Genomic DNA, 18,715 nt, shown 5'->3' with positions numbered 1-18,715 from the left:
CGCGAGACCCGAATGACCGAGCGGATCGTCAGTTTTGTCATGAGCGGCGGCGTCGGCTCGCGGCTTTGGCCGCTGTCGCGCGAGGATAATCCCAAGCAGTTCCATGATTTTTCCGGCGATGGCTCGATGCTGGCCAAGACGCTGCGTCGGCTGGCGGCGAGGCCTGAAGGCGAAACGCCGATCTTCCTGATCGCCTCGGAGCGCCATGCCGACCGGGTCCATGCCGACCTGGCCGGCCTCGATCTCGCCGGCGGTGGTCCGCTGTTTGAACCGGTCGGCCGCAACACCGCCGCCGCCGTCGCGCTGGCGACGCTTCGCACTTTGTCCGAATTCGGCGACAGCCTGGTGCTGGTGGTGCCGTCCGATCATGAAATCGCCACCGCGCGCCAATTCTGGCAGAGCGTCGAGGCAGGTGCCGAGGCTGCGCGCGCCGGCCGGCTGGTGGTCTTCGGCATCAAGCCGACACAGCCCGAGACAGGCTATGGCTATATCGAGGTCGCAGCCGAAAGCGGCGGCACCTTCGACGTCTCGCGCTTTGTCGAAAAGCCGGACCTTGCCACTGCGCGGAGCTATCTCCAGGCCGGAAACTTCTATTGGAACACGGGTATTTTTCTGTTTCGGGCCGGCGCCATGCGCGACGCTTTCGCGGCTTTCCAGCCCGACATCTGGCGGGCGACCGAAGCCGCTTACAAGGCGGCGACATCGGATCTCTCCGGCCTCTACATGCCACTGGAACTCTACGCCGCCATCCCGTCGAACTCGATCGACTACGCCATCATGGAGCGGGCAAAAGACATCGCCATGGTGCCGGCCGGCTTCCGGTGGAACGATCTCGGCTCCTGGCAGTCGCTGCTCGATGTCGGCCCTGCCGATGACCAGGGCAATGTCATTGTCGGCGATGTCGTCGCCATCGATTGTCAGAACTCCTACATCCGCAGCGATGGCCGCTTGCTGTCGGCGATCGGCATGAAGGACGTCGCCATCGTCTCCACCGCCGACGCCACTTTCGTCGCACCGGTCAGCCATAGCCAGCACGTCAAGAAGATCGTCGAGCAGCTCGAAAAATCGGGCCGGCTGGAAACCCGGTTCACGCCGGCACATGACCGCGTCATCGAAAGCGGCGCCTGGCGGCGGCGCGTGCATCACTGGCTGTTCCAGGAGACCTTGCCGCTGTGGTCGACATCAGGCGTCGACGAACGCCATGGTGGCTTTCACGAAGCTCTCGGCCTCGACGCTTCGCCGCTGATGAGGCCCAAGCGCATGCGCACACAGGCGAGACAGGTCTATGCCTTCGCCGTCGCCAGGGCGCGCGGCTGGGATGGTCCGGCCGATCGCTTGATCAGCCATGGCATCGAGTTCATGGCCAGGCAGGGCCGCACCGACAATGGCGGCTGGGTACGCACGCTGAATGTCGACGGTTCGGTCGCCGACGCAACCGAGGATGCCTACGATCACTCCTGCGTGCTGTTGGCGCTGGCGCATGCGCATATGTCGGGCAATCCCGATGCCTTGCGCCTCGGCGAAGAGACGTTCGCCTTTCTCGATGCGCATCTCGATGATCATCGCATGACCGGCTTCCTGGAAACGTCCGACGGCGAGGGCGAGCGGCGCTCCAACCCGCACATGCATCTGCTCGAGGCTTTTCTTGCCTGGTATCAGGCGACCGGCGATCGCGCCCATCTGCGCCGTGCGGCGCGCATCATCGACCTCTTCCGCAGCCATTTCTTCGACCCGGAAAGCTGGACGCTCGGCGAGTATTTCGATGCCGGATGGAAGCCGGCCGCCGGCGAGAAGGGGACCTGGACCGAGCCCGGCCACCATTTCGAATGGGCCTCGCTGCTGGTCGATTTCGCCGTGCGCAGCGGCCAGGCCGAACTGAGCGGTTTCGCCAGGAAACTCTATGCCTCGGCCATCGCCAATGGCCTCAACCGCGCCACCGGCCTTGCCTATGGTGCCGTTTCCAGGCAGGGCCTGCCGCTCGACCTTATATCACGCAGCTGGCCGCAGGCCGAAGCGGTCAAGGCGGCGATTGCGCTCGATGGTTCGGGCGGTCCCGATCTCAAACCGGAAATCGAGGCGCGCGTCGGCAGGCTGTTTCGCTGGCACATCGACCCGGCGCCGCTCGGCCTGTGGATTGATCGCATCGACGAACGCGGCCGCTCGCTGGCGACGGATGTTCCGGCCAGCATCTTCTATCATTTGGTCTGCGCGCTGACCCAGTATCTGGATGGGACGGCGGAGAAAGTGGGTAAACCGGCTCAGTAAGGCGCCGCCACATCCCCTGTCTCGACATAGATCGACTTCAGCTGCGAATAGAGCGCCAGCGCGGCAAGCGAATTCTCGCGCCCGATGCCCGATTGTTTGAAGCCGCCGAACGGGATTTCCACCGGCGTCAGATTGTAGGCGTTGATCCAACAGGTGCCTGCCTGCAACTCGGCGATGACGCGGTGGGCGCGCGACAGGTCGCGCGTGAACACACCTGCGGCAAGGCCGAACTCGGTGTCGTTGGCGCGGTCGATCACCTCGTCCTCGCCGTCGAATTTCAGCACGCTCATCACCGGCCCGAAAATTTCCTCGCGGGCGATGCGCATCGTGTCGGTAACGCCGGTGAAGACCGTCGGCTCGACGAAGAAGCCGCCCTGGAAACCCTGCAGCGAAGGCACGTTGCCGCCGCAAGCGAGGACAGCTCCGTCCTGCTTGCCGATCCCGATATAGCCGACGACCTTGTCGTGCTGCGCCTTCGACGCCAGCGGCCCCATCTGGGTTTCGGGGTCGAGCGGATCACCGATGCGGATCTTCTTGGTTCGCTCTATCAAACGGTCGACGAAGCGGTCGTGGATGCCGCTCTGCACGAAGACGCGCGTGCCGTTGGAGCAGATCTGGCCGGTTGAATAGAAATTGCCGAGCATGGCGCCGCCAATGGCGTTCTCGAGGTCGGCGTCGTCGAAGACGATCAGCGGCGACTTGCCGCCGAGCTCCATCGTCGCGTGCTTCATCTTCGAGGCGGCAAGCGACAGCACCTTGCGGCCGGTCGGCACCGAGCCGGTCACCGAAACCTTGGCGACGACATCGTGTCCGACAAGCCCGGCGCCGACATCGCCATAGCCTTGCACCACGTTGAACAGCCCATCGGGCAGGCCGGCTTCACTGTAGATCTCGGCCAGCGCCAGCGCCGAAAGCGGTGTGTTTTCCGATGGCTTGAACACCATGGCATTGCCCATGGCGAGCGCCGGGGCTGATTTCCAGCCGGCGATCTGGATCGGGTAGTTCCAGGCGCCGATACCGACGCAGACGCCGAGCGCTTCGCGTCGGGTGTAGGCGAAGGGCCCGCCCAGATCGACAGCCTCGCCATTGTAGGCGGCGACCGCGCCGCCGAAATACTCCAGGCAGTCCGCTGCCGACGGCGCGTCAGCCACCAGCGTCTCCTGGATCGCCTTGCCGGTGTCGAGCGTTTCGATCCGCGCAAGGTCGGCATTGCGGGCGCGCAATATGTCGGCGGCACGGCGCAGGATGCGCCCGCGTTCGACCGGCTTCAGCCGCGCCCAGGCGGGTTGTGCCGCCCGCGCGGCTTCGATGGCGAGTTCCAGCACGTTTGGCGTCGCCGAACGCAGCATGGCGATGGTCTCGCCGGTTGCCGGATAGATGACCGGCAGTGGCGCGCCGCCTTCGTCCTCGATGTAGCGTCCATTGACGTAGTGCGATGCCGTGGGCTGGGCGCGCATGGGAGGTCTCCAAATCGTCTTCGCTTGGGCGGAACGTCCACCGGATCATGCTCTATCTGTCTGACGCCTGCCAGCGCGGATTGATCCATGGTTCCTGGTTGGAGGGCGCCAGCGGCGTGCGGCCAAGAATGTGGTCGGATGCCTTTTCGCCGGTCATGATCGACGGCGCATTGAGGTTGCCGTTGGTGACGCGCGGGAAGATCGAGGAGTCCGCGACCCGCAATCCCTGAACACCGATGACCCGGCACTCCGGATCGACGACGCTCATCATATCGTCGGCGCGGCCCATCTTGCAGGTGCCGCAAGGATGGTAGGCGCTCTCGGCATGGTCGCGAATGAAGACGTCGAGGTCGTCGTCCGACTGCACGTGCGAGCCCGGCGAGATTTCCTTGCCGCGATAGGCGTCGAATGCCTTCTGGCCGAAGATCTCGCGGGTCAGCCGGATGCAGTGGCGGAACTCCGTCCAGTCATCTGGATGCGACATGTAGTTGAAACGGATCATCGGCTTCGACTTCGGGTCCGGCGAGCGCAACGTCACCGAGCCGCGCGACTTCGAGCGCATCGGTCCGACATGCGCCTGGAAGCCGTGCGACTTGGCTGCTGCCTTGCCGTCATAGCGGACCGCGGCCGGAATGAAGTGGTACTGGATGTCTGGGTAGTCGACGCCGGCGCGCGAGCGCACGAAGGCGGCCGCCTCGAAATGGTTGGTGGCGCCGAGCCCGGACTTGAAGAACAGCCACTGCGCGCCGATGAGTGCTTTCGAGAACGGGTTCAGCACCGAATTCAGCGTGATCGCCTGGGTCGATTCCTGCTGGATGTAGAGCTCCATATGGTCCTGCAGGTTGCGGCCGACGCCGGGCCGGTCGGCGACCACGGCAATGCCGCTTTCGCGCAAATGCTCGGCCGGGCCGATGCCGGACAGCATCAGGATCTTGGGCGAGTTGATCGACGACGCCGCGACGATCACCTCACGTCGCGCCTTAACGACTTGAATCTGTTTGTGAGCTTCGATCTCGACGCCGATGGCGCGTTGATTCTCGATGATCACCCTCCGGGCAAAGCCCTTGACCAGACTCACGTTCTTGCGCCCGAGCGCCGGCTTCAGATAGGCGCTCGCCGCCGACCAGCGGCGGCCGCCGCGGATGGTTTGCTCCATCGGCCCGAAGCCTTCCTGCTTAGAGCCATTGTAGTCATCGGTCAGTTCGAACCCGGCCTGGCGGCCGGCCTCGACGAAGGCGCCGTAGAGCGGATTGCGCCGCGAACCGCGCTGCACGTGGAGCGGGCCACCGTGACCGCGCCAGCCATCCTCGCCGCCGTCCGAATCTTCCATGCGCTTGAAATAGGGGAGCACGTCGGCAAAGCCCCAACCGGTCGCACCCTCTTCGGCCCAATGGTCGAAGTCACGGGCGTGGCCGCGCACATAGACCATGCCGTTGATCGAGGATGAGCCGCCGATCACCTTGCCGCGCGGCGTCGCCAGCACACGGCCGCCGAGATGCGGTTCCGGTTCACTGGCAAAGCCCCAGTCGTAGAGGCTCATGTTGAGCGGGATCGACAGCGCCGACGGCATCTGGATCAGCGGCCCGATATCGGAGCCGCCGAATTCGACGACGATCACCGAATGCTTGCCATCTTCCGACAGGCGGTAGGCCATGGCCGAGCCGGCGGAGCCAGAGCCGATAATGACAAAGTCCGCTTCAAGCATGGTTCATATGCGCCATAAAATCGGCGAGCGAAACGTTGCCGCCGGTTGCCACGACAAGGACGGTCTTGCCCTTCACATCCACCTTGCCGCCGAGCAGCGCCGCCAGCGACGCCGCACCCGACGGCTCGAGTACCAGCTTCATCCGCTCGAAGGCGATCCGCATGGCGCGCCGCACCGATTGATCGTCGACGGTGATGCCGCGAACACCCGCGGTCTTGACCGCGGCGAACGGTGCGTCGCCCGGCCGTCGCGACATCAGCCCGTCGCAGATCGACTTCGGGCCGATCGGCATCGTCTCGATGCTGCCATGCGCCAGCGACGAGCCCATGCCATTGAAACCTTCCGGCTCCACGCCGATAATTTCAGTGGCGGGCGACAAATAGTGGAAGGCGAGCGAAACGCCGCCGATCAGCCCACCACCGCCGACCGAGCAGAACAAAAGGTCCGCCCTGGCGTTCTTGGCTTCAAGCTGGTCGAGCGCTTCGAGGCCGGCGCCCGCCTGGCCGGCGACGATCTCGGGATCGTCGAACGGATGCAGCAAGGCAAGCCCCTCGGTCTCCGCGATCTCGCGTGCCTTGGCGGCGGCAACTTCCTCGCGCGCGCGCTCGCCATGGTCGGTGAGTACGACGCGGGCGCCATAACCTGCCGTGGCCTCGCGCTTGGCGGCCGGTGCGTCGATCGGCATGACGATGGTAACGGGAATGCCAAGCGCCTGGCCTGCAGCCGCCAGCCCTTGCGCAAAATTGCCGGAGGAATAGGCAACGACGCCCTTCTTTGCTTCGTCAGATGAAAGCTGCTTCAGGCGCCAGTAGGCGCCACGAACCTTGAACGATCCGGCCCATTGCAGCGATTCCGGCTTGATGAAGACGCGGGCCGCACCGGTCTCGCGGGCAAGTGCGGCCGATTCCAGCAGCGGCGTGATCTGCGTCGCCCTGGAGGTGACGGCATAGGCCTGCCTGAGATGGTCTAGGGAGGGGACGAGAAGGTCGGTCATCATTCGCCTCGCGGAAATCGCTTCTGCTCTTCGAGCACGTTGAGATCCATATGATTGCGCATGTAGCGTTCCGAGGCTTTCTGCAGTGGCTGGAACTCCCAGGGGTAGTGCGTGCCGTTGCGCAACGCCGGGTAGACCACCCAGCGCCGGGCTTGGCTGGCGCGAACGGCGGCGTCGAAGCCAGCCATGTCCCAGCGCGCCCGGACCTTTGCCATGAAAGCCGCCACCAGATCGGTATGCGCCGGATCGGTGGCGAGATTGCTCAACTCATGCGGGTCGGCATCGACGTCATGGAGTTGTGGCGGATCGATTTCGCAATGGACGAATTTGTAACGGCCGTCGCGGATCGCCACGAGGGGTGCGTTGGAGCCTTCGGCCGCATATTCCATCAGCACCGGTGCGGTGCGCTGCTTGCCATCGAGCAGGGGCAGCAGCGACTGGCCGTCGGTCCAGGGCGTAATTGCGCTCATGTCGATGCCGGCGAGATCGCACAGTGTTGGCGTCACATCGAGATTGGAGACCGGCGCCTCGACCAGGCCAGCCGACACACCCTTGCCGGCGATCATCAGCGGCACCCGCGCCGAACCCTCGAAGAAGCACATCTTGAACCACAGGCCACGCTCGCCGAGCATGTCGCCGTGATCCGAGCAGAACAGGATGATGGTGCCGTCGAGCATGCGGGTGCGTTCCAGCACCGACAGCAATTCACCGACCTTGTCGTCGAGATAGGAGATGTTGGCGAAGTAGCCACGCCGCGAACGACGGATCTGTTCGGCCGTGATGTCGAAGCTGTCATAGTCGCTGGCTCGATAGAGCCGCTGCGAATGCGGGTCTTGGCTGTCGTAAGGAATGAAGCCCACTTCGGGCTCGAGCGCAGGGCAGTCCTCGTAAAGATCCCAGTACTGCCGCCGCGCCACATAGGGGTCGTGCGGATGCGTGAAGGAAACGGTCAGGCACCAGGGCCGGTGCGAGGCGTCGTCCGAGACGCGGGCGAAATCATAGAGTTTTTGCACCGCGTGGAAGGCGACCTCGTCGTCATACTCCATCTGGTTGCTGATCTCGGCGACGCCGGCGCCGGTCACCGAGCCCAGATTGTGATACCACCAGTCGATGCGTTCGCCGGGTTTGCGGTAGTCGGGCGTCCAGCCGAAATCGGCGGGATAGATGTCGGTGGTCAGCCGTTCCTCGAAGCCGTGCAATTGGTCCGGCCCGACAAAATGCATCTTGCCCGACAGGCAGGTGTGGTAGCCGTCGGCGCGCAGATGATGGGCAAAGGTCGGGATCGACGAGGCGAACTCGGCGGCGTTGTCATAGACCTCGGTGCGCGACGGCAACTGGCCGCTCATGAACGAGGCGCGGCCCGGCGCGCACAACGGCGACGCCGTGTAGTTGTTCTTGAAGCGCGCCGAACGCGCGGCCAGCGCTTTCAGATGCGGCGCGTGCAGAAACTCCGCCGGCCCATCGGGAAAAAAGTCCCGTTGAGCTGATCGACCATGACGATCAGGAAATTGGGTCGCTTGGTTGTCACTGTTTGGGCCGCTCGCCGAGTTTGATTTCGAGATAGTCCTCGACCAGCGCGATCGCGGTCGCTGCATCGGGCACGCCATCCTTCAGCGCCCGCCTGATGTAGAGCCCGTCGATCATTGCCGCTGTCGCTTCGGCGACGCGGTCTGCTTCGGCTCTGGGCAAGATGCCGGTCAGGCCGCTCATCAGGTTCGAATGCAGCCGCCGCGCGTAGACCCTGAGCAGCCGTCGCAGCGAGGGAGACTTTTGCGCCTCGACATAGAAGGCGAGCCATGCGGCGATGGTCTCCGGCTGGAACTGGATGTCGGAGAAATTGACGGCCACCACGGCCGAGACCCGTTCGCGCGAGGTGCTGGCCGAACCGAGGGCGCGCAACGTGTCGGCAGTCAGCTCGGCCAGGATGTGCCGCATTGTCGCCAGCAGCAATTCGTCCTTGGCGCCGAAATAGTGATGTGCAAGGGCGGATGAAACGCCGGCGCGCCCGGCGATCTCGGACATGGTCACGTCGAGCGAGCCGCGCTCGCCGATCGCCGAGATCGTCGCGTCGATGAGCGCCTTGCGGCGCAGGGGTTCCATTCCGACTTTCGGCATTTCGCTGTGGTCCTTTGAAGCAGGATTATTTTTTATTGACGGGTCAATCAACAAAAAAATTGGTGGTGGCTCGGCCTGTACCAAGCGATTGTCCGGTTCCGGCTCTTCCCGAAGCGGGCAAGATTGTTTATATTTGAACAATAAACGCGAAGTGCGCCATGAGCCACATGCCAGGCTGGCGCCAAGGATGGAGACCGCCATGACCGCATGCATCGTTGGCTGGGCGCATTCGCGCTTCGGCAAGCTCGAAGGCGAGACGCTGGAGGGCTTGATCGTCAAGGTGGCAACGGACGCCCTCGACCATGCCGGCATCGGTCCGGACGAGGTCGACGAGATCGTGCTTGGCCACTTCAACGCCGGTTTTTCGGCGCAGGATTTCACCGCCAGCCTGGTCCTCCAGGCTGACGACCGGCTGCGCTTCAAGCCGGCGACGCGCGTCGAGAACGCTTGCGCCACCGGTTCGGCGGCGGTCAGGCAAGGCATTCGCGCCATAGATGCCAACGCCGCCCGCATCGTGCTGGTGGTCGGCGCCGAGCAGATGACGACGACGCCGGGTCCCGAGATCGGCAAGAACCTCCTCAAGGCTTCCTACCTGCCCGAGGACGGCGACACGCCGGCCGGTTTCGCCGGCGTCTTTGGTAAGATCGCGCAGGCCTATTTCCAGCGCTATGGCGACCAGTCCGACGCGCTGGCGATGATCGCCGCCAAGAACCACAAGAACGGCGTCGACAATCCCTATGCGCAAATGCGCAAGGATTTCGGCTATGAGTTCTGCCGTCAGGAGAGCGAGAAGAACCCGTTCGTTGCCGGTCCGCTCAAGCGCACCGACTGCTCGCTGGTCTCCGACGGCGCCGCCGCCCTTATCCTTGCCGATACCGGGACGGCGCTGAAGATGCGCCGCGCCGTCGCCTTCCGTGCCAACGAGCATGTGCAGGACTTCCTGCCGATGTCGAAGCGCGACATCCTCGCCTTCGAAGGCTGCGAGCAGGCCTGGAACCGTGCGCTGAAGAACGCCGGCGTGACGCTCGACGATCTCTCCTTCGTCGAAACGCATGACTGCTTCACCATCGCCGAGCTGATCGAATATGAGGCCATGGGTCTGGCCAAGCCGGGCGAGGGCGCCAAGCTGGCGCTGGACGGCACGACAGCCAAGGACGGCCGCCTGCCGGTCAACCCCTCCGGCGGGCTGAAAGCCAAGGGCCATCCGATCGGCGCCACTGGTGTCTCCATGCATGTCTTGACCGCGATGCAGCTGGTTGGCGAGGCGGGTGGCATTCAGGTGCCCGGCGCAAAACTCGGCGGCATCTTCAACATGGGAGGCGCGGCGGTCGCCAACTACGTTTCCATTCTCGACCGGATCAGATAAACCGCCCGCATCTACGGGAGGGTTCATGACAGATCCGGTTCTCATCGAAGTCCTGCGCGGCGCGATCGTCGAGAGCGCGCATCGTGGCGCGGTCGCGGTGTTCGACGCCGACGGCAAACCGGTCTGGGAAATCGGCGACACATCGAAGCCGGTGTTTCCGCGCTCGGCGGTCAAGGCCATTCAGGCGCTGCCGCTGGTCGAATCGGGTGCTGCCGATGCCTATGGCTTCGGCAACCGCGAACTGGCACTCGCCTGTGCGTCTCATTCCGGCGAACCGGCGCATGTCGAACTGGCGCGATCCATGCTGGCCAGGGCCGGCCTGGATGGGGCAGCGCTCGAATGTGGCGCACATTGGCCCTCCAATCATGACGCCGAGATCGCACTTGCCCGCGCCGGCGGAACGCCGAACGCGTTGCACAACAATTGCTCCGGCAAGCATTCCGGCTTCCTCTGCACCTGCGTCCACACGGGCATTGCGCACCGTGGCTATGTCAAGCCGGGCCACGGCATGCAGGAGATGGTGCGCGACGCCATGCAAGCGGTGACGGGCGCTGCCCATGGCGCCGATGAGCGAGCGACCGATGGCTGCTCGATCCCGACCTACGCGGTGCCGCTCAGGAGTTTCGCCCTCGGCTTTGCCCGCATGGCCACGACAAACGGATTTGGGCCTGAGCGGGCCAAGGCCGCCAAGCGTCTGTTTTCGGCCTGCATGGCAGAACCATTTTTCGTTGCTGGCACCGGCCGCGCTGACGTCGCTTTGATGGAAGCCGCTCCGGGTCGGATTTTCGCGAAAGGCGGCGCCGAAGGTGTTCACTGTAGCGCCATACCCGAACTTGGCCTCGGCATAGCGATCAAATGCGATGACGGCGCCGGCCGTGCCGGCGAGGCCATGGCTGCCGCCGTCCTTGCTAAGCTGCTCTACGCGGACGGGCCCTTGGCGGCGAAGTTGCTCGAATTGGCAAACGCCCCGATCGAAAGCCGGATCGGCGCCAAAGTAGGTGCGCTTCGGCCGACTGCCGCCCTGGCCTGAGGCAATGAGCACCTAGCTGACGTGATTGCGCTCCACGGTTAGGTGCGCATAACCGGTATTGTCGGACGACGTCAGGTCGCCTGTCGCCGCGTCGGCCCAGCGCTGGCCGACAACGGCGCCATTCAGCGCGCCGTCGATGACATTGTCGGAGATGACCGCCGTGCCGGCGCCCTCTACGACGGACACGACAATGCCCGTTCCAGCCTTGCGGATGACGTTCCCTGTGGCGACGACATTGCGCAGGAACGGTCCCCAGCCGATCTGCATGCCATAGAGCGGCGCGTTCTCGATGACATTGTTGGACACGGTCGTGTCGGCCTCGACGCTGATGCCGACGCCAAACCCGGGCGGGTCGGCGGGGTAGGGGCCGCTGGTCGACAGATTGCGCACGATGTTGCCCGTGCAGACTCCTAGGCGGCCGCCTTCGTTGAAGTTGACGATCGAGATGCCGTTGGCGGCGCCGTCGACGATGTTGTTGCTGATGACGGTGCCCTCGAACGAGAATTCCGAATACACCGCGGTCTCGCCCGAACGCGAGCAGGTGTTGCCTGATATCTGCAGATTGCTGGCACTGTTGGCGCGGATCGCCGAGAAGGCGCAGTCCGACACGACATTGCCGGAGATGATGACGTTTCCGGCCCGGAACGCGTTGATGCCATTGCCGTTCTGGCCGGTTCCGCCACTGCGCGCCTGGATGCGTTCGACGCGGTTACCGGTGACCATGGTGCCGTCTTCCGCCGCCTGCCAGCGATGCACCAGGATGCCGCCATTGGCGCAGTCGGTGACGATGTTGCCCGTGATCGCCAGTCCGCTGGCCTCGACCGAATAGATGCCGGCATCGGCAGCGCCCGATATGTCCGAGCGTTCGACCCGGCCCGTCACGCGTTCCAGCGCCAGTCCGTTCTTGCCGCTGCCGGTGACCTGGCAGTTGTCGACGACGAGGTGAGCGACCCGGCGCAAATCGAGCAGCCCCTGCGCGTAGTCGCCCATCGAGCGGTTCGTGCCATCGAAGACCAGCCCGCCGAGTTCGATATGATCGGCCTGTTCGGCCATGAAGAGGTGCCCGTCGCCGCCATAGACGATCCGCGTAGCGCCCGGCACGCCGGAAAGACGCACGCGGCTGGGCAGCGAGAGGTTGGAGACGACATAAGTGCCTGGCGGCAGGAACACCGGCATATCGCGGTCGTTCGCGTCGCGCAGCAGCTTGGCGAAGGCCTTGCTCTGATCGTCAAAGGTGCCCGGCTGCACGCCAAGTTCGGTGGCGTTGATCGAACCGCGCATGGACGCTTTCTCGATGCCGGTCAGGCCCGCGGCCGCTGCTTTGCCGAGCGAGAGGCCGAATACGGCGAAGCCAGCCGTTCCGGTCAGCAGCTTTCGTCTGTTCAACATCGGCACAGGTCCTGGTGTTCAACCCCCACACCGCAGGAATCGTGCCAGACGTTTTGTCTCTTCTCTCGGGGGATAACGACAATGGCTTGTCGAGCAGCCTCTCCGCGCCTAAGTTCAACCAATGAGCAGAGCTTTTACGCGCGAGGAAGACAGCGAAAACGCCATCGCCGGCGTCGGCGAGCGGCCGATCAGCCAGCACCGCAATCTGGTGACGGAGCATGGCCTGGCGATGATCGAGGAAAATCTGGCCGACTTGCGCGACATACTGGCGAAAGCCGAACGGAAAGCCGACCGCGAACGCATCGCGGTGGTGTCGCGCGACCTGCGCTATTGGACCGCCCGGCGCGAAAGCGCCGAACTGTCCGTGCCGGAGCCGGGCAGCGACCTTGTTCGCTTCGGCATGGGTGTCACGCTGGAAGGCGATGACGGCAAGAAGGTGCACTGGAAAATCGTTGGCGAGGACGAGGCCGATCCGGCCAAGGGCACGATTTCCCACGTCTCGCCAATGGCCGTGGCGCTGTTTGGCAAGAAGGTCGGCGAGGTCGTTACGGTCAACGGCAAGGAATGGGAAATCGTCAAGCTCTCGGATGGCTGACGCCAGGGCGTCGTCTATTTGGCCAGCCTTTGCAATGTGACCTCATATTTGTCCATGACATCACGAGCAGCGCGGATCTGCCGCTCGACGTCGTCACTCTCCATCGGTCTTAGAATGACGCCGTCATCGGTTTCGATAATCCGGAGTTGATCGCCCACTTGCAGGTTCGGGCTGTAGAGCATTTCCCGTGGCAGGATCACGGCGCCTGATCCGTCTTCGAGCTTCACGGTCGTTACCCTTGGTTGCGTCTGTCAGTTTGGCACAACCTTTTCCGGCAATACAGCAATGTTCGCTCAGCCCGCCAACAGCCGATCCATCAGCCGATCAGCCGCCTCCGGAATGACAGTGCCCGGCGGGAAGATTTCCGCCGCGCCGGCCTTCAGGACTGCGTCGTAATCCTGCGGCGGGATGACGCCGCCGGCGACGATCAGCATGTCGCTTCGTCCAAGCTTTTTCAGCGCGTCTCTGAGTTCGGGGATCAGCGTCAGATGCCCTGCCGCCAGCGACGAGGCGCCGACGATATGGACATCATGTTCGATCGCCAGTTTCGCGATTTCCTCCGGCGTCTGGAACATCGCGCCGACAGTGACGTCGAAACCGAGATCGGCGAAAGCCGTGGCGATGACTTTTTGTCCACGGTCGTGGCCGTCCTGTCCCATCTTGGCGACGAGGATGCGCGGCTTGCCGCCGAATTTCTTCGCGAAGGCCTCAAGCTTGTCCTGCAGCCGGTCGACCACTGGATTGTCACCGAGCGCCTTGCGGTAGACGCCGGAAATGGTCTGGACCGTTGCAACGTGGCGGCCAAAGGCTTTCTCCAACGCGAACGAGATCTCGCCGACGGTGGCATTGGCGCGCGCGGCGCGGATGGCGAACTCCAGCAGGTTTTCATTGCCCTGTGCGGCGCGGGTCAGCGCCTCGAGCGCGCTTTCGACGGCGGCGACATCGCGGGTGCCTTTCAGCCTTTGCAGCTTCGACAGTTGCCGCGCCCTGACTTCGGCATTGTCGATCTTCAGCACGTCGACCTCGATGTCGGTCCCTGGACGATGGGCGTTGACGCCGACCAGCGTCTGTTCGCCGGAATCGATGCGCGCCTGCGTGCGCGCAGCGGCCTCTTCGATGCGCAGCTTCGGTATGCCCTTTTCCGTCGCGGCGGCCATGCCGCCGAGCGCCTCGACCTCCTCGATATGGGCAAGTGCGCGCGCCGCCAGGTCATGCGTGAGCCGTTCGAGATAGGCAGAGCCGCCCCAGGGATCGATGATGCGCGTGGTGCCGGATTCCTTCTGCAGGATGAGCTGCGTGTTGCGGGCGATGCGGGCCGAGTGGTCGGTAGGCAGTGCCATCGCCTCGTCGAAGGAATTGGTGTGCAGCGACTGCGTGTGGCCCTGCGTCGCCGCCATCGCTTCGATCATGGTGCGGATGATGTTGTTGTAGGGGTCCTGCGCCGTCAGCGACCAGCCCGAGGTCTGGCAATGGGTGCGCAGCGACAGCGAGCGTTCGTCCTTCGGCGAAAAGTTCTTCGCCATCAACGTCGCCCACAACAGGCGCGCCGCCCTCAGCTTGGCCACTTCCATGAAGAAGTTCATGCCGATCGCCCAGAAGAAGGACAGGCGCGGCGCGAAGCGGTCGATATCGAGGCCCGCCGCAACGCCGGCGCGGGCATATTCGATGCCGTCGGCGATCGTATAGGCAAGCTCGAGGTCGGCCGTCGCACCGGCCTCCTGCATGTGATAGCCCGAGATCGAGATCGAATTGAACTTCGGCATGTTCTTCGACGTGTAGGAGAAGATGTCCGAAACGATCCGCATCGAGGGTTTCGGCGGGTAGATGTAGGTGTTGCGGACCATGAACTCCTTCAGAATGTCGTTCTGAATCGTCCCGGCGAGATCCTTCTGCGCAACGCCCTGTTCTTCCGCCGCCACGATGTAGAGCGCCATGATCGGCAGCACCGCGCCGTTCATCGTCATCGACACCGTCATGTCGCCGAGCGGAATCTCGTCGAAGAGTTGCCGCATGTCGAGGATAGAATCGATGGCGACGCCCGCCATGCCGACATCGCCGGCGACGCGCGGATGGTCGCTGTCATAGCCGCGGTGCGTGGCGAGATCGAAGGCGACCGACAGGCCCTTCTGGCCGGCGGCAAGGTTGCGCCGGTAAAAGGCGTTGGACTCCTCCGCCGTCGAGAAGCCGGCATATTGCCGGATCGTCCAGGGTTGCTGGACATACATGGTCGGGTAAGGGCCTCGCACGAAGGGCGGCAGGCCCGGATAGGTGTCAAGATGCGACAAGCCCTTGAGGTCACCCTGGTTGTACAGATGCTTGACGACCAGACCTTCTGGCGTCGTCCGCTGGCCCTTGACCTCGACGGGAACGCGGCGTGGCGGCACCCAGCCGATCTGGCCGAAATCCGGGATCAAGAGACGGCTCCGATCGACTGGTCGATGCGGGCGGGAAACAGGGGCTCGCAGACGGCAACGCCTTCGGTGAAGGCAGGTCGCCGTTCCGCCGCCAGTGTCTCGACCGGACGATCGCTTTTCAAGGGATAGAGTGTGGTGCCGATGATGGCCCGCTCGCCTGCCTTGTAGGCGGCGTTGCGCCGCGCCGCCGCGGCGTGAACGCGTGCCTGGATATGTCCGTCCTGGAGGCTGGACAACACGCCGCCCTCAGCCTCGATCTTCTGCAATTCCACCCAGGCCACCTCGCACAGTTCCTCGGTCAGCGCTTCGACCGCACCGGAACCACAGGCAGGATCGGAGACATGATCGATATGGCTTTCATGGGCCATGATCAGTTGCGCGTTGCGGGCGACGCGGCGGGCAAAACCCGCCGGCAGGCCGTGCACGATCGTGTGCGGCAGGATGGAGATGGAATCCGCGCCGCCCGCCGCCGCGGCGAAGCCGGCAATGGCGGTACGCAGGATGTTCGTCTCGCAATCCATCGCCGTCATCATGCGAAACGATGTCTCGGCATGGACGTTGGCCGTGGAATTCGGGATCGAGCACGCCTCCTGCACACGCGCCCAAAGCCTGCGCAGGGCCCGGACCTTGGCCATCGACAGGAACTGGTCCTGGTCGACGCTCAGCGCGAAGCCAATATGGGGCGCGGCATAGACAAGCGGCTGCCGCGCCTTCTCGAACATTCTGAGATAGGACACCGCGGAAGCGAGCATGATGCCGAGTTCTTGTGCCTCCGTCGCGCCGGCATTGTGGAACACGCGCCCGTCCGCCTCCAGAAGCACGCCCGGAACGCCCATCGAGAAGAAATGCGCCAGCGATTGCGGCATCGATGCCTGCAGGGCCTCGATCGACATGCGCAACCGACCGGTTCCGGCAAAAATAGCCGCCGGATCGATGCCAAAGGAGAGATTGAGCTTTGTCGGATCGGACCGGCGTTTGCTCAGGAATGCCACCAGCCAGTCGGCCACCGCGCGGCTCCATGGATGGGCGTCGATGCGGACCTGCACGCGGTTGAGCGGCACTCCGTCCAGCACAGTCTCCAGTGCCTGCGCTGTCCTCGGCAGGCCATAGCCGAATGCATTCGGGGCGCCTTCGAAGACAAGCGACAATCCAGTGGCCCCCTGCGCCACATCCTCCAATGCCTGCGCCTTGGCGCGGTCAATGTCGGGATCGTCGACCCGCTGGCTGACGATCCAGGGCGAGGTAGGGTTTGTGCGCACCATCGGTTCGGCCGCCATGCCGCGGTCGTAGAGGGGTTCGATGCGGATGTTGTCGTCTGTATGCGAAACCAGTTTTTCCTCGAAGGAAGCGCCGGCAAGCGCCTTTTCCGCCAGGGCCAGCCATCGCTGGCGCTCGGCGTTCGCGGGTTCAACATTCTGGATCAAGGCTCCGGCGCCCATCCGTCTTCCTCGCTTTTGTGCGGCCGCACCAACCTGGAGCAATTCAGTCTACGGCCCCCGGTCCGATATCGCAATCCAATGCCCTTCCAGGGGCTGAATTCGATCCATCGAATATAGGTCGACCCGCGGGCACGAACCATGAACGATTGCCAAACACCGGCAAGATCCGCAAGCTCCAAAAAAACCGATTTCGACGATTGGCCCCAGTTTGGACGAATGGCCCCGGTTTGAACGAAGGCATTGTCGCTGCGCAACGGCCTCACTATACCAGCGGCAAGGCCACTGGCTTTAAAGACATCACTTTGCGGAGACCGGACATATGGCTGACGACACCAGTATTTTCATCGGCGCCAGCCGCAAGCCGGACGACAGCTACCAGCGTGCCGAGCAGCTGTTGCTTCAGTACGGGAGCCGCCACGGCCTCGTGACCGGCGCCACCGGTACCGGCAAGACCGTTACCTTGCAAATCCTGGCTGAAGGTTTTTCCAACGCCGGCGTGCCAGTGTTCTGCGCCGACATCAAGGGCGACCTGTCCGGCATCGCCATGATGGGTACGGCACAGGATTTCCTGGTCAAGCGCGCCGAACAGATCAAGCTCGACCCCTATGACTTTCAGGAATTTCCGGTGATCTTCTGGGACCTGTTCGGGGAGCAGGGCCATCCGATCCGCGCCACCGTCTCGGAAATGGGGCCACTGCTTTTGTCGCGCCTGATGAACCTGACCGAGGCGCAGGAAGGCATCATGAACATCGCCTTCCGCCTGGCGGACGAGGAAGGCATGCTGCTGCTCGACATGAAGGATCTGCAGGCGCTGTTGGCCAACATAGCCGAGCGCGCCGATGAGATCGGTTCGCGCTACGGCAATGTGACGAAGCCTTCAGTGGGGGCCATCCAGCGCACGCTGTTGGTCCTCGAGCAGCAGGGTGCCGCGCACTTCTTCGGCGAGCCGGCCCTGCGGATCTCCGACATCATGCGCACCACGCGCGACGGGCGTGGTGCCATCAGCGTGCTTGCCGCCGACAAGCTGATGATGAATCCGCGGCTCTACGCGACATTCCTTCTGTGGCTGATGTCGGAGCTGTTCGAAGTGCTGCCGGAAGTCGGCGACCCCGACAAGCCGAAGCTGGTGTTCTTCTTCGATGAGGCGCATCTTCTGTTCGACGAAGCACCGAAGGTGCTGGTGGATCGCGTCGAACAGGTCGTCCGCCTGATCCGCTCGAAAGGCGTCGGCGTCTATTTCGTCACGCAAAACCCGTTGGATATCCCTGAAAAGGTCCTGGGCCAGCTCGGCAACCGCGTACAGCACGCGCTGCGCGCCTATACGCCGCGTGAGCAGCAGGCGGTGAGGACAGCGGCCGAGACGTTCCGGCCAAATCCCGATTTCGACTGCATGACCGCAATCACCCAGCTCGCCACCGGCGAGGCGCTGGTCTCGACACTGGAGGCCAAGGGCGTTCCGTCCATGGTGCAGCGGACGCTGATCCGTCCGCCGTCCTCGCGCCTGGGGCCGATCACGCCCGACGAGCGTCGCAAGCTGATCCAGGAAAGCCCGGTCGCCGGCCAGTACGACCAGGTCGTCGATCGCGAATCGGCTTTCGAGATGCTGCAGAGAAAGGCCAAGGAGGCGCAGGACGCCGAAGAGCAGGCGCAGCAGGCCGGCAGCGGCGGCTCGCGCTGGACCATTCCCGGCTTCGGCAACGACGATCCGGCTCCTCAATCAGGTGGCCGGCGCGCGCCGGCGCCAAGGCCGTCCAATCGCCAGACCGTGGCCGAGGCGGCGATCAAGTCGGTGGTGCGCTCGGTTGGCTCATCGGTCGGACGCGCCATCGTGCGCGGGATACTGGGCAGCCTCTCCAGGGGGCGGTGAGCATCGGATCCGAGGCAGGAGCATCCGTTTTGGCGAAATGCCGTGGCTTGAAGCGGTGCCGCCAGCCGGATAGGCGGCT

13 protein-coding genes and 1 pseudogene are annotated in these 18,715 nt (G+C 64.0%); 5 read left to right on the top strand and 9 right to left on the bottom strand.

Features of this window, described 5'->3' with window-relative positions; genetic code table 11:
- Positions 1–12 precede the first annotated feature (12 nt).
- A complete protein-coding gene (locus AC56QP_RS06265) occupies positions 13–2,265 on the top strand; it encodes a mannose-1-phosphate guanylyltransferase/mannose-6-phosphate isomerase (RefSeq protein ID WP_489860483.1) in 2,253 nt (750 codons plus the stop codon).
- On the opposite strand, the gene betB is transcribed toward AC56QP_RS06265, so the two are convergent.
- From betB to betI, 5 genes and pseudogenes are all read right to left on the bottom strand, one after another.
- Positions 2,259–3,722 (bottom strand): betaine-aldehyde dehydrogenase, encoded by a 1,464-nt coding sequence (gene betB, locus AC56QP_RS06260; protein ID WP_489860484.1) that lies wholly within the window; start codon positions 3,720–3,722, stop codon positions 2,259–2,261. The genes AC56QP_RS06265 and betB overlap by 7 nt on opposite strands.
- Positions 3,723–3,774: 52 nt before the next feature.
- On the bottom strand, positions 3,775–5,427 hold the full coding sequence (gene betA, locus AC56QP_RS06255; RefSeq protein ID WP_489860485.1) for a choline dehydrogenase: 1,653 nt from the start codon (positions 5,425–5,427) through the stop codon (positions 3,775–3,777).
- Positions 5,420–6,421: a threonine/serine dehydratase family protein gene (locus tag AC56QP_RS06250; RefSeq protein WP_489860486.1), complete on the bottom strand. Its 1,002-nt coding sequence runs from the start codon at positions 6,419–6,421 to the stop codon at positions 5,420–5,422. The genes betA and AC56QP_RS06250 overlap by 8 nt, the downstream gene beginning before the upstream one ends.
- A pseudogene (betC, locus tag AC56QP_RS06245) lies at positions 6,421–7,949 on the bottom strand (choline-sulfatase). The gene AC56QP_RS06250 and the pseudogene betC overlap by 1 nt, the downstream one beginning before the upstream one ends.
- Positions 7,946–8,536 (bottom strand): choline-binding transcriptional repressor BetI, encoded by a 591-nt coding sequence (gene betI, locus AC56QP_RS06240; RefSeq protein ID WP_489860487.1) that lies wholly within the window; start codon positions 8,534–8,536, stop codon positions 7,946–7,948. The pseudogene betC and the gene betI overlap by 4 nt, the downstream one beginning before the upstream one ends.
- Positions 8,537–8,735: 199 nt before the next feature.
- On the opposite strand from betI, the gene AC56QP_RS06235 reads away from it, so the two are divergent.
- Both AC56QP_RS06235 and AC56QP_RS06230 read left to right on the top strand, forming a co-directional pair.
- Positions 8,736–9,902, top strand: coding sequence for an acetyl-CoA acetyltransferase (locus tag AC56QP_RS06235; RefSeq protein WP_489860488.1), 1,167 nt, complete (start codon positions 8,736–8,738; stop codon positions 9,900–9,902).
- A gap of 25 nt (positions 9,903–9,927) precedes the next feature.
- Positions 9,928–10,932, top strand: coding sequence for an asparaginase (locus tag AC56QP_RS06230; protein WP_497100636.1), 1,005 nt, complete (start codon positions 9,928–9,930; stop codon positions 10,930–10,932).
- Between the two features lie 12 nt (positions 10,933–10,944).
- On the opposite strand, the gene AC56QP_RS06225 is transcribed toward AC56QP_RS06230, so the two are convergent.
- A complete protein-coding gene (locus AC56QP_RS06225) occupies positions 10,945–12,321 on the bottom strand; it encodes a TIGR03808 family TAT-translocated repetitive protein (protein WP_489860489.1) in 1,377 nt (458 codons plus the stop codon).
- Positions 12,322–12,442: 121 nt separating this feature from the next.
- Between AC56QP_RS06225 and greA the strand changes: the two genes are divergently transcribed.
- On the top strand, positions 12,443–12,916 hold the full coding sequence (gene greA / locus AC56QP_RS06220) for a transcription elongation factor GreA (protein WP_091576966.1): 474 nt from the start codon (positions 12,443–12,445) through the stop codon (positions 12,914–12,916).
- Between the two features lie 14 nt (positions 12,917–12,930).
- Here greA and AC56QP_RS06215 read toward each other — a convergent pair whose 3' ends face one another.
- The 3 genes from AC56QP_RS06215 to AC56QP_RS06205 all read right to left on the bottom strand — a co-directional run bounded on the left by AC56QP_RS06215 (position 12,931) and on the right by AC56QP_RS06205 (position 16,769).
- A complete protein-coding gene (locus AC56QP_RS06215) occupies positions 12,931–13,143 on the bottom strand; it encodes an AbrB/MazE/SpoVT family DNA-binding domain-containing protein (RefSeq protein WP_489860490.1) in 213 nt (70 codons plus the stop codon).
- A gap of 66 nt (positions 13,144–13,209) precedes the next feature.
- The gene (gene scpA, locus AC56QP_RS06210) at positions 13,210–15,330 is read right to left on the bottom strand and encodes a methylmalonyl-CoA mutase (RefSeq protein WP_489860491.1); all 2,121 of its coding nucleotides are present in this window, start codon (positions 15,328–15,330) and stop codon (positions 13,210–13,212) included.
- Positions 15,327–16,769, bottom strand: a complete 1,443-nt coding sequence (locus AC56QP_RS06205) for a methylmalonyl-CoA mutase family protein (RefSeq protein ID WP_489860492.1) — start codon at positions 16,767–16,769, stop codon at positions 15,327–15,329. The genes scpA and AC56QP_RS06205 overlap by 4 nt, the downstream gene beginning before the upstream one ends.
- Positions 16,770–17,088: 319 nt before the next feature.
- On the opposite strand from AC56QP_RS06205, the gene AC56QP_RS06200 reads away from it, so the two are divergent.
- Positions 17,089–18,636 carry a helicase HerA-like C-terminal domain-containing protein gene (locus AC56QP_RS06200; protein WP_489860493.1) on the top strand — a complete coding sequence of 516 codons (1,548 nt, stop codon included), beginning with the start codon at positions 17,089–17,091 and terminating at the stop codon, positions 18,634–18,636.
- Positions 18,637–18,715: the final 79 nt, after the last annotated feature.

The organism is Mesorhizobium sp. RCAM 05104, assembly GCF_059683645.1.
Note: the sequence above shows the minus strand (reverse complement) of the source record. Positions and strands in the feature narration are given on the sequence as shown.

Coding starts and splice junctions, on each gene's coding strand:
- AC56QP_RS06265 (WP_489860483.1), top strand. CDS start 13: ATGACCGAGCGGATCGTCAGTTTTGTCATGAGCGGCGGCGTCGGCTCG.
- betB (WP_489860484.1), bottom strand. CDS start 3,722: ATGCGCGCCCAGCCCACGGCATCGCACTACGTCAATGGACGCTACATC.
- betA (WP_489860485.1), bottom strand. CDS start 5,427: ATGCTTGAAGCGGACTTTGTCATTATCGGCTCTGGCTCCGCCGGCTCG.
- AC56QP_RS06250 (WP_489860486.1), bottom strand. CDS start 6,421: ATGACCGACCTTCTCGTCCCCTCCCTAGACCATCTCAGGCAGGCCTAT.
- betI (WP_489860487.1), bottom strand. CDS start 8,536: ATGCCGAAAGTCGGAATGGAACCCCTGCGCCGCAAGGCGCTCATCGAC.
- AC56QP_RS06235 (WP_489860488.1), top strand. CDS start 8,736: ATGACCGCATGCATCGTTGGCTGGGCGCATTCGCGCTTCGGCAAGCTC.
- AC56QP_RS06230 (WP_497100636.1), top strand. CDS start 9,928: ATGACAGATCCGGTTCTCATCGAAGTCCTGCGCGGCGCGATCGTCGAG.
- AC56QP_RS06225 (WP_489860489.1), bottom strand. CDS start 12,321: ATGTTGAACAGACGAAAGCTGCTGACCGGAACGGCTGGCTTCGCCGTA.
- greA (WP_091576966.1), top strand. CDS start 12,443: ATGAGCAGAGCTTTTACGCGCGAGGAAGACAGCGAAAACGCCATCGCC.
- AC56QP_RS06205 (WP_489860492.1), bottom strand. CDS start 16,769: ATGGGCGCCGGAGCCTTGATCCAGAATGTTGAACCCGCGAACGCCGAG.
- AC56QP_RS06200 (WP_489860493.1), top strand. CDS start 17,089: ATGGCTGACGACACCAGTATTTTCATCGGCGCCAGCCGCAAGCCGGAC.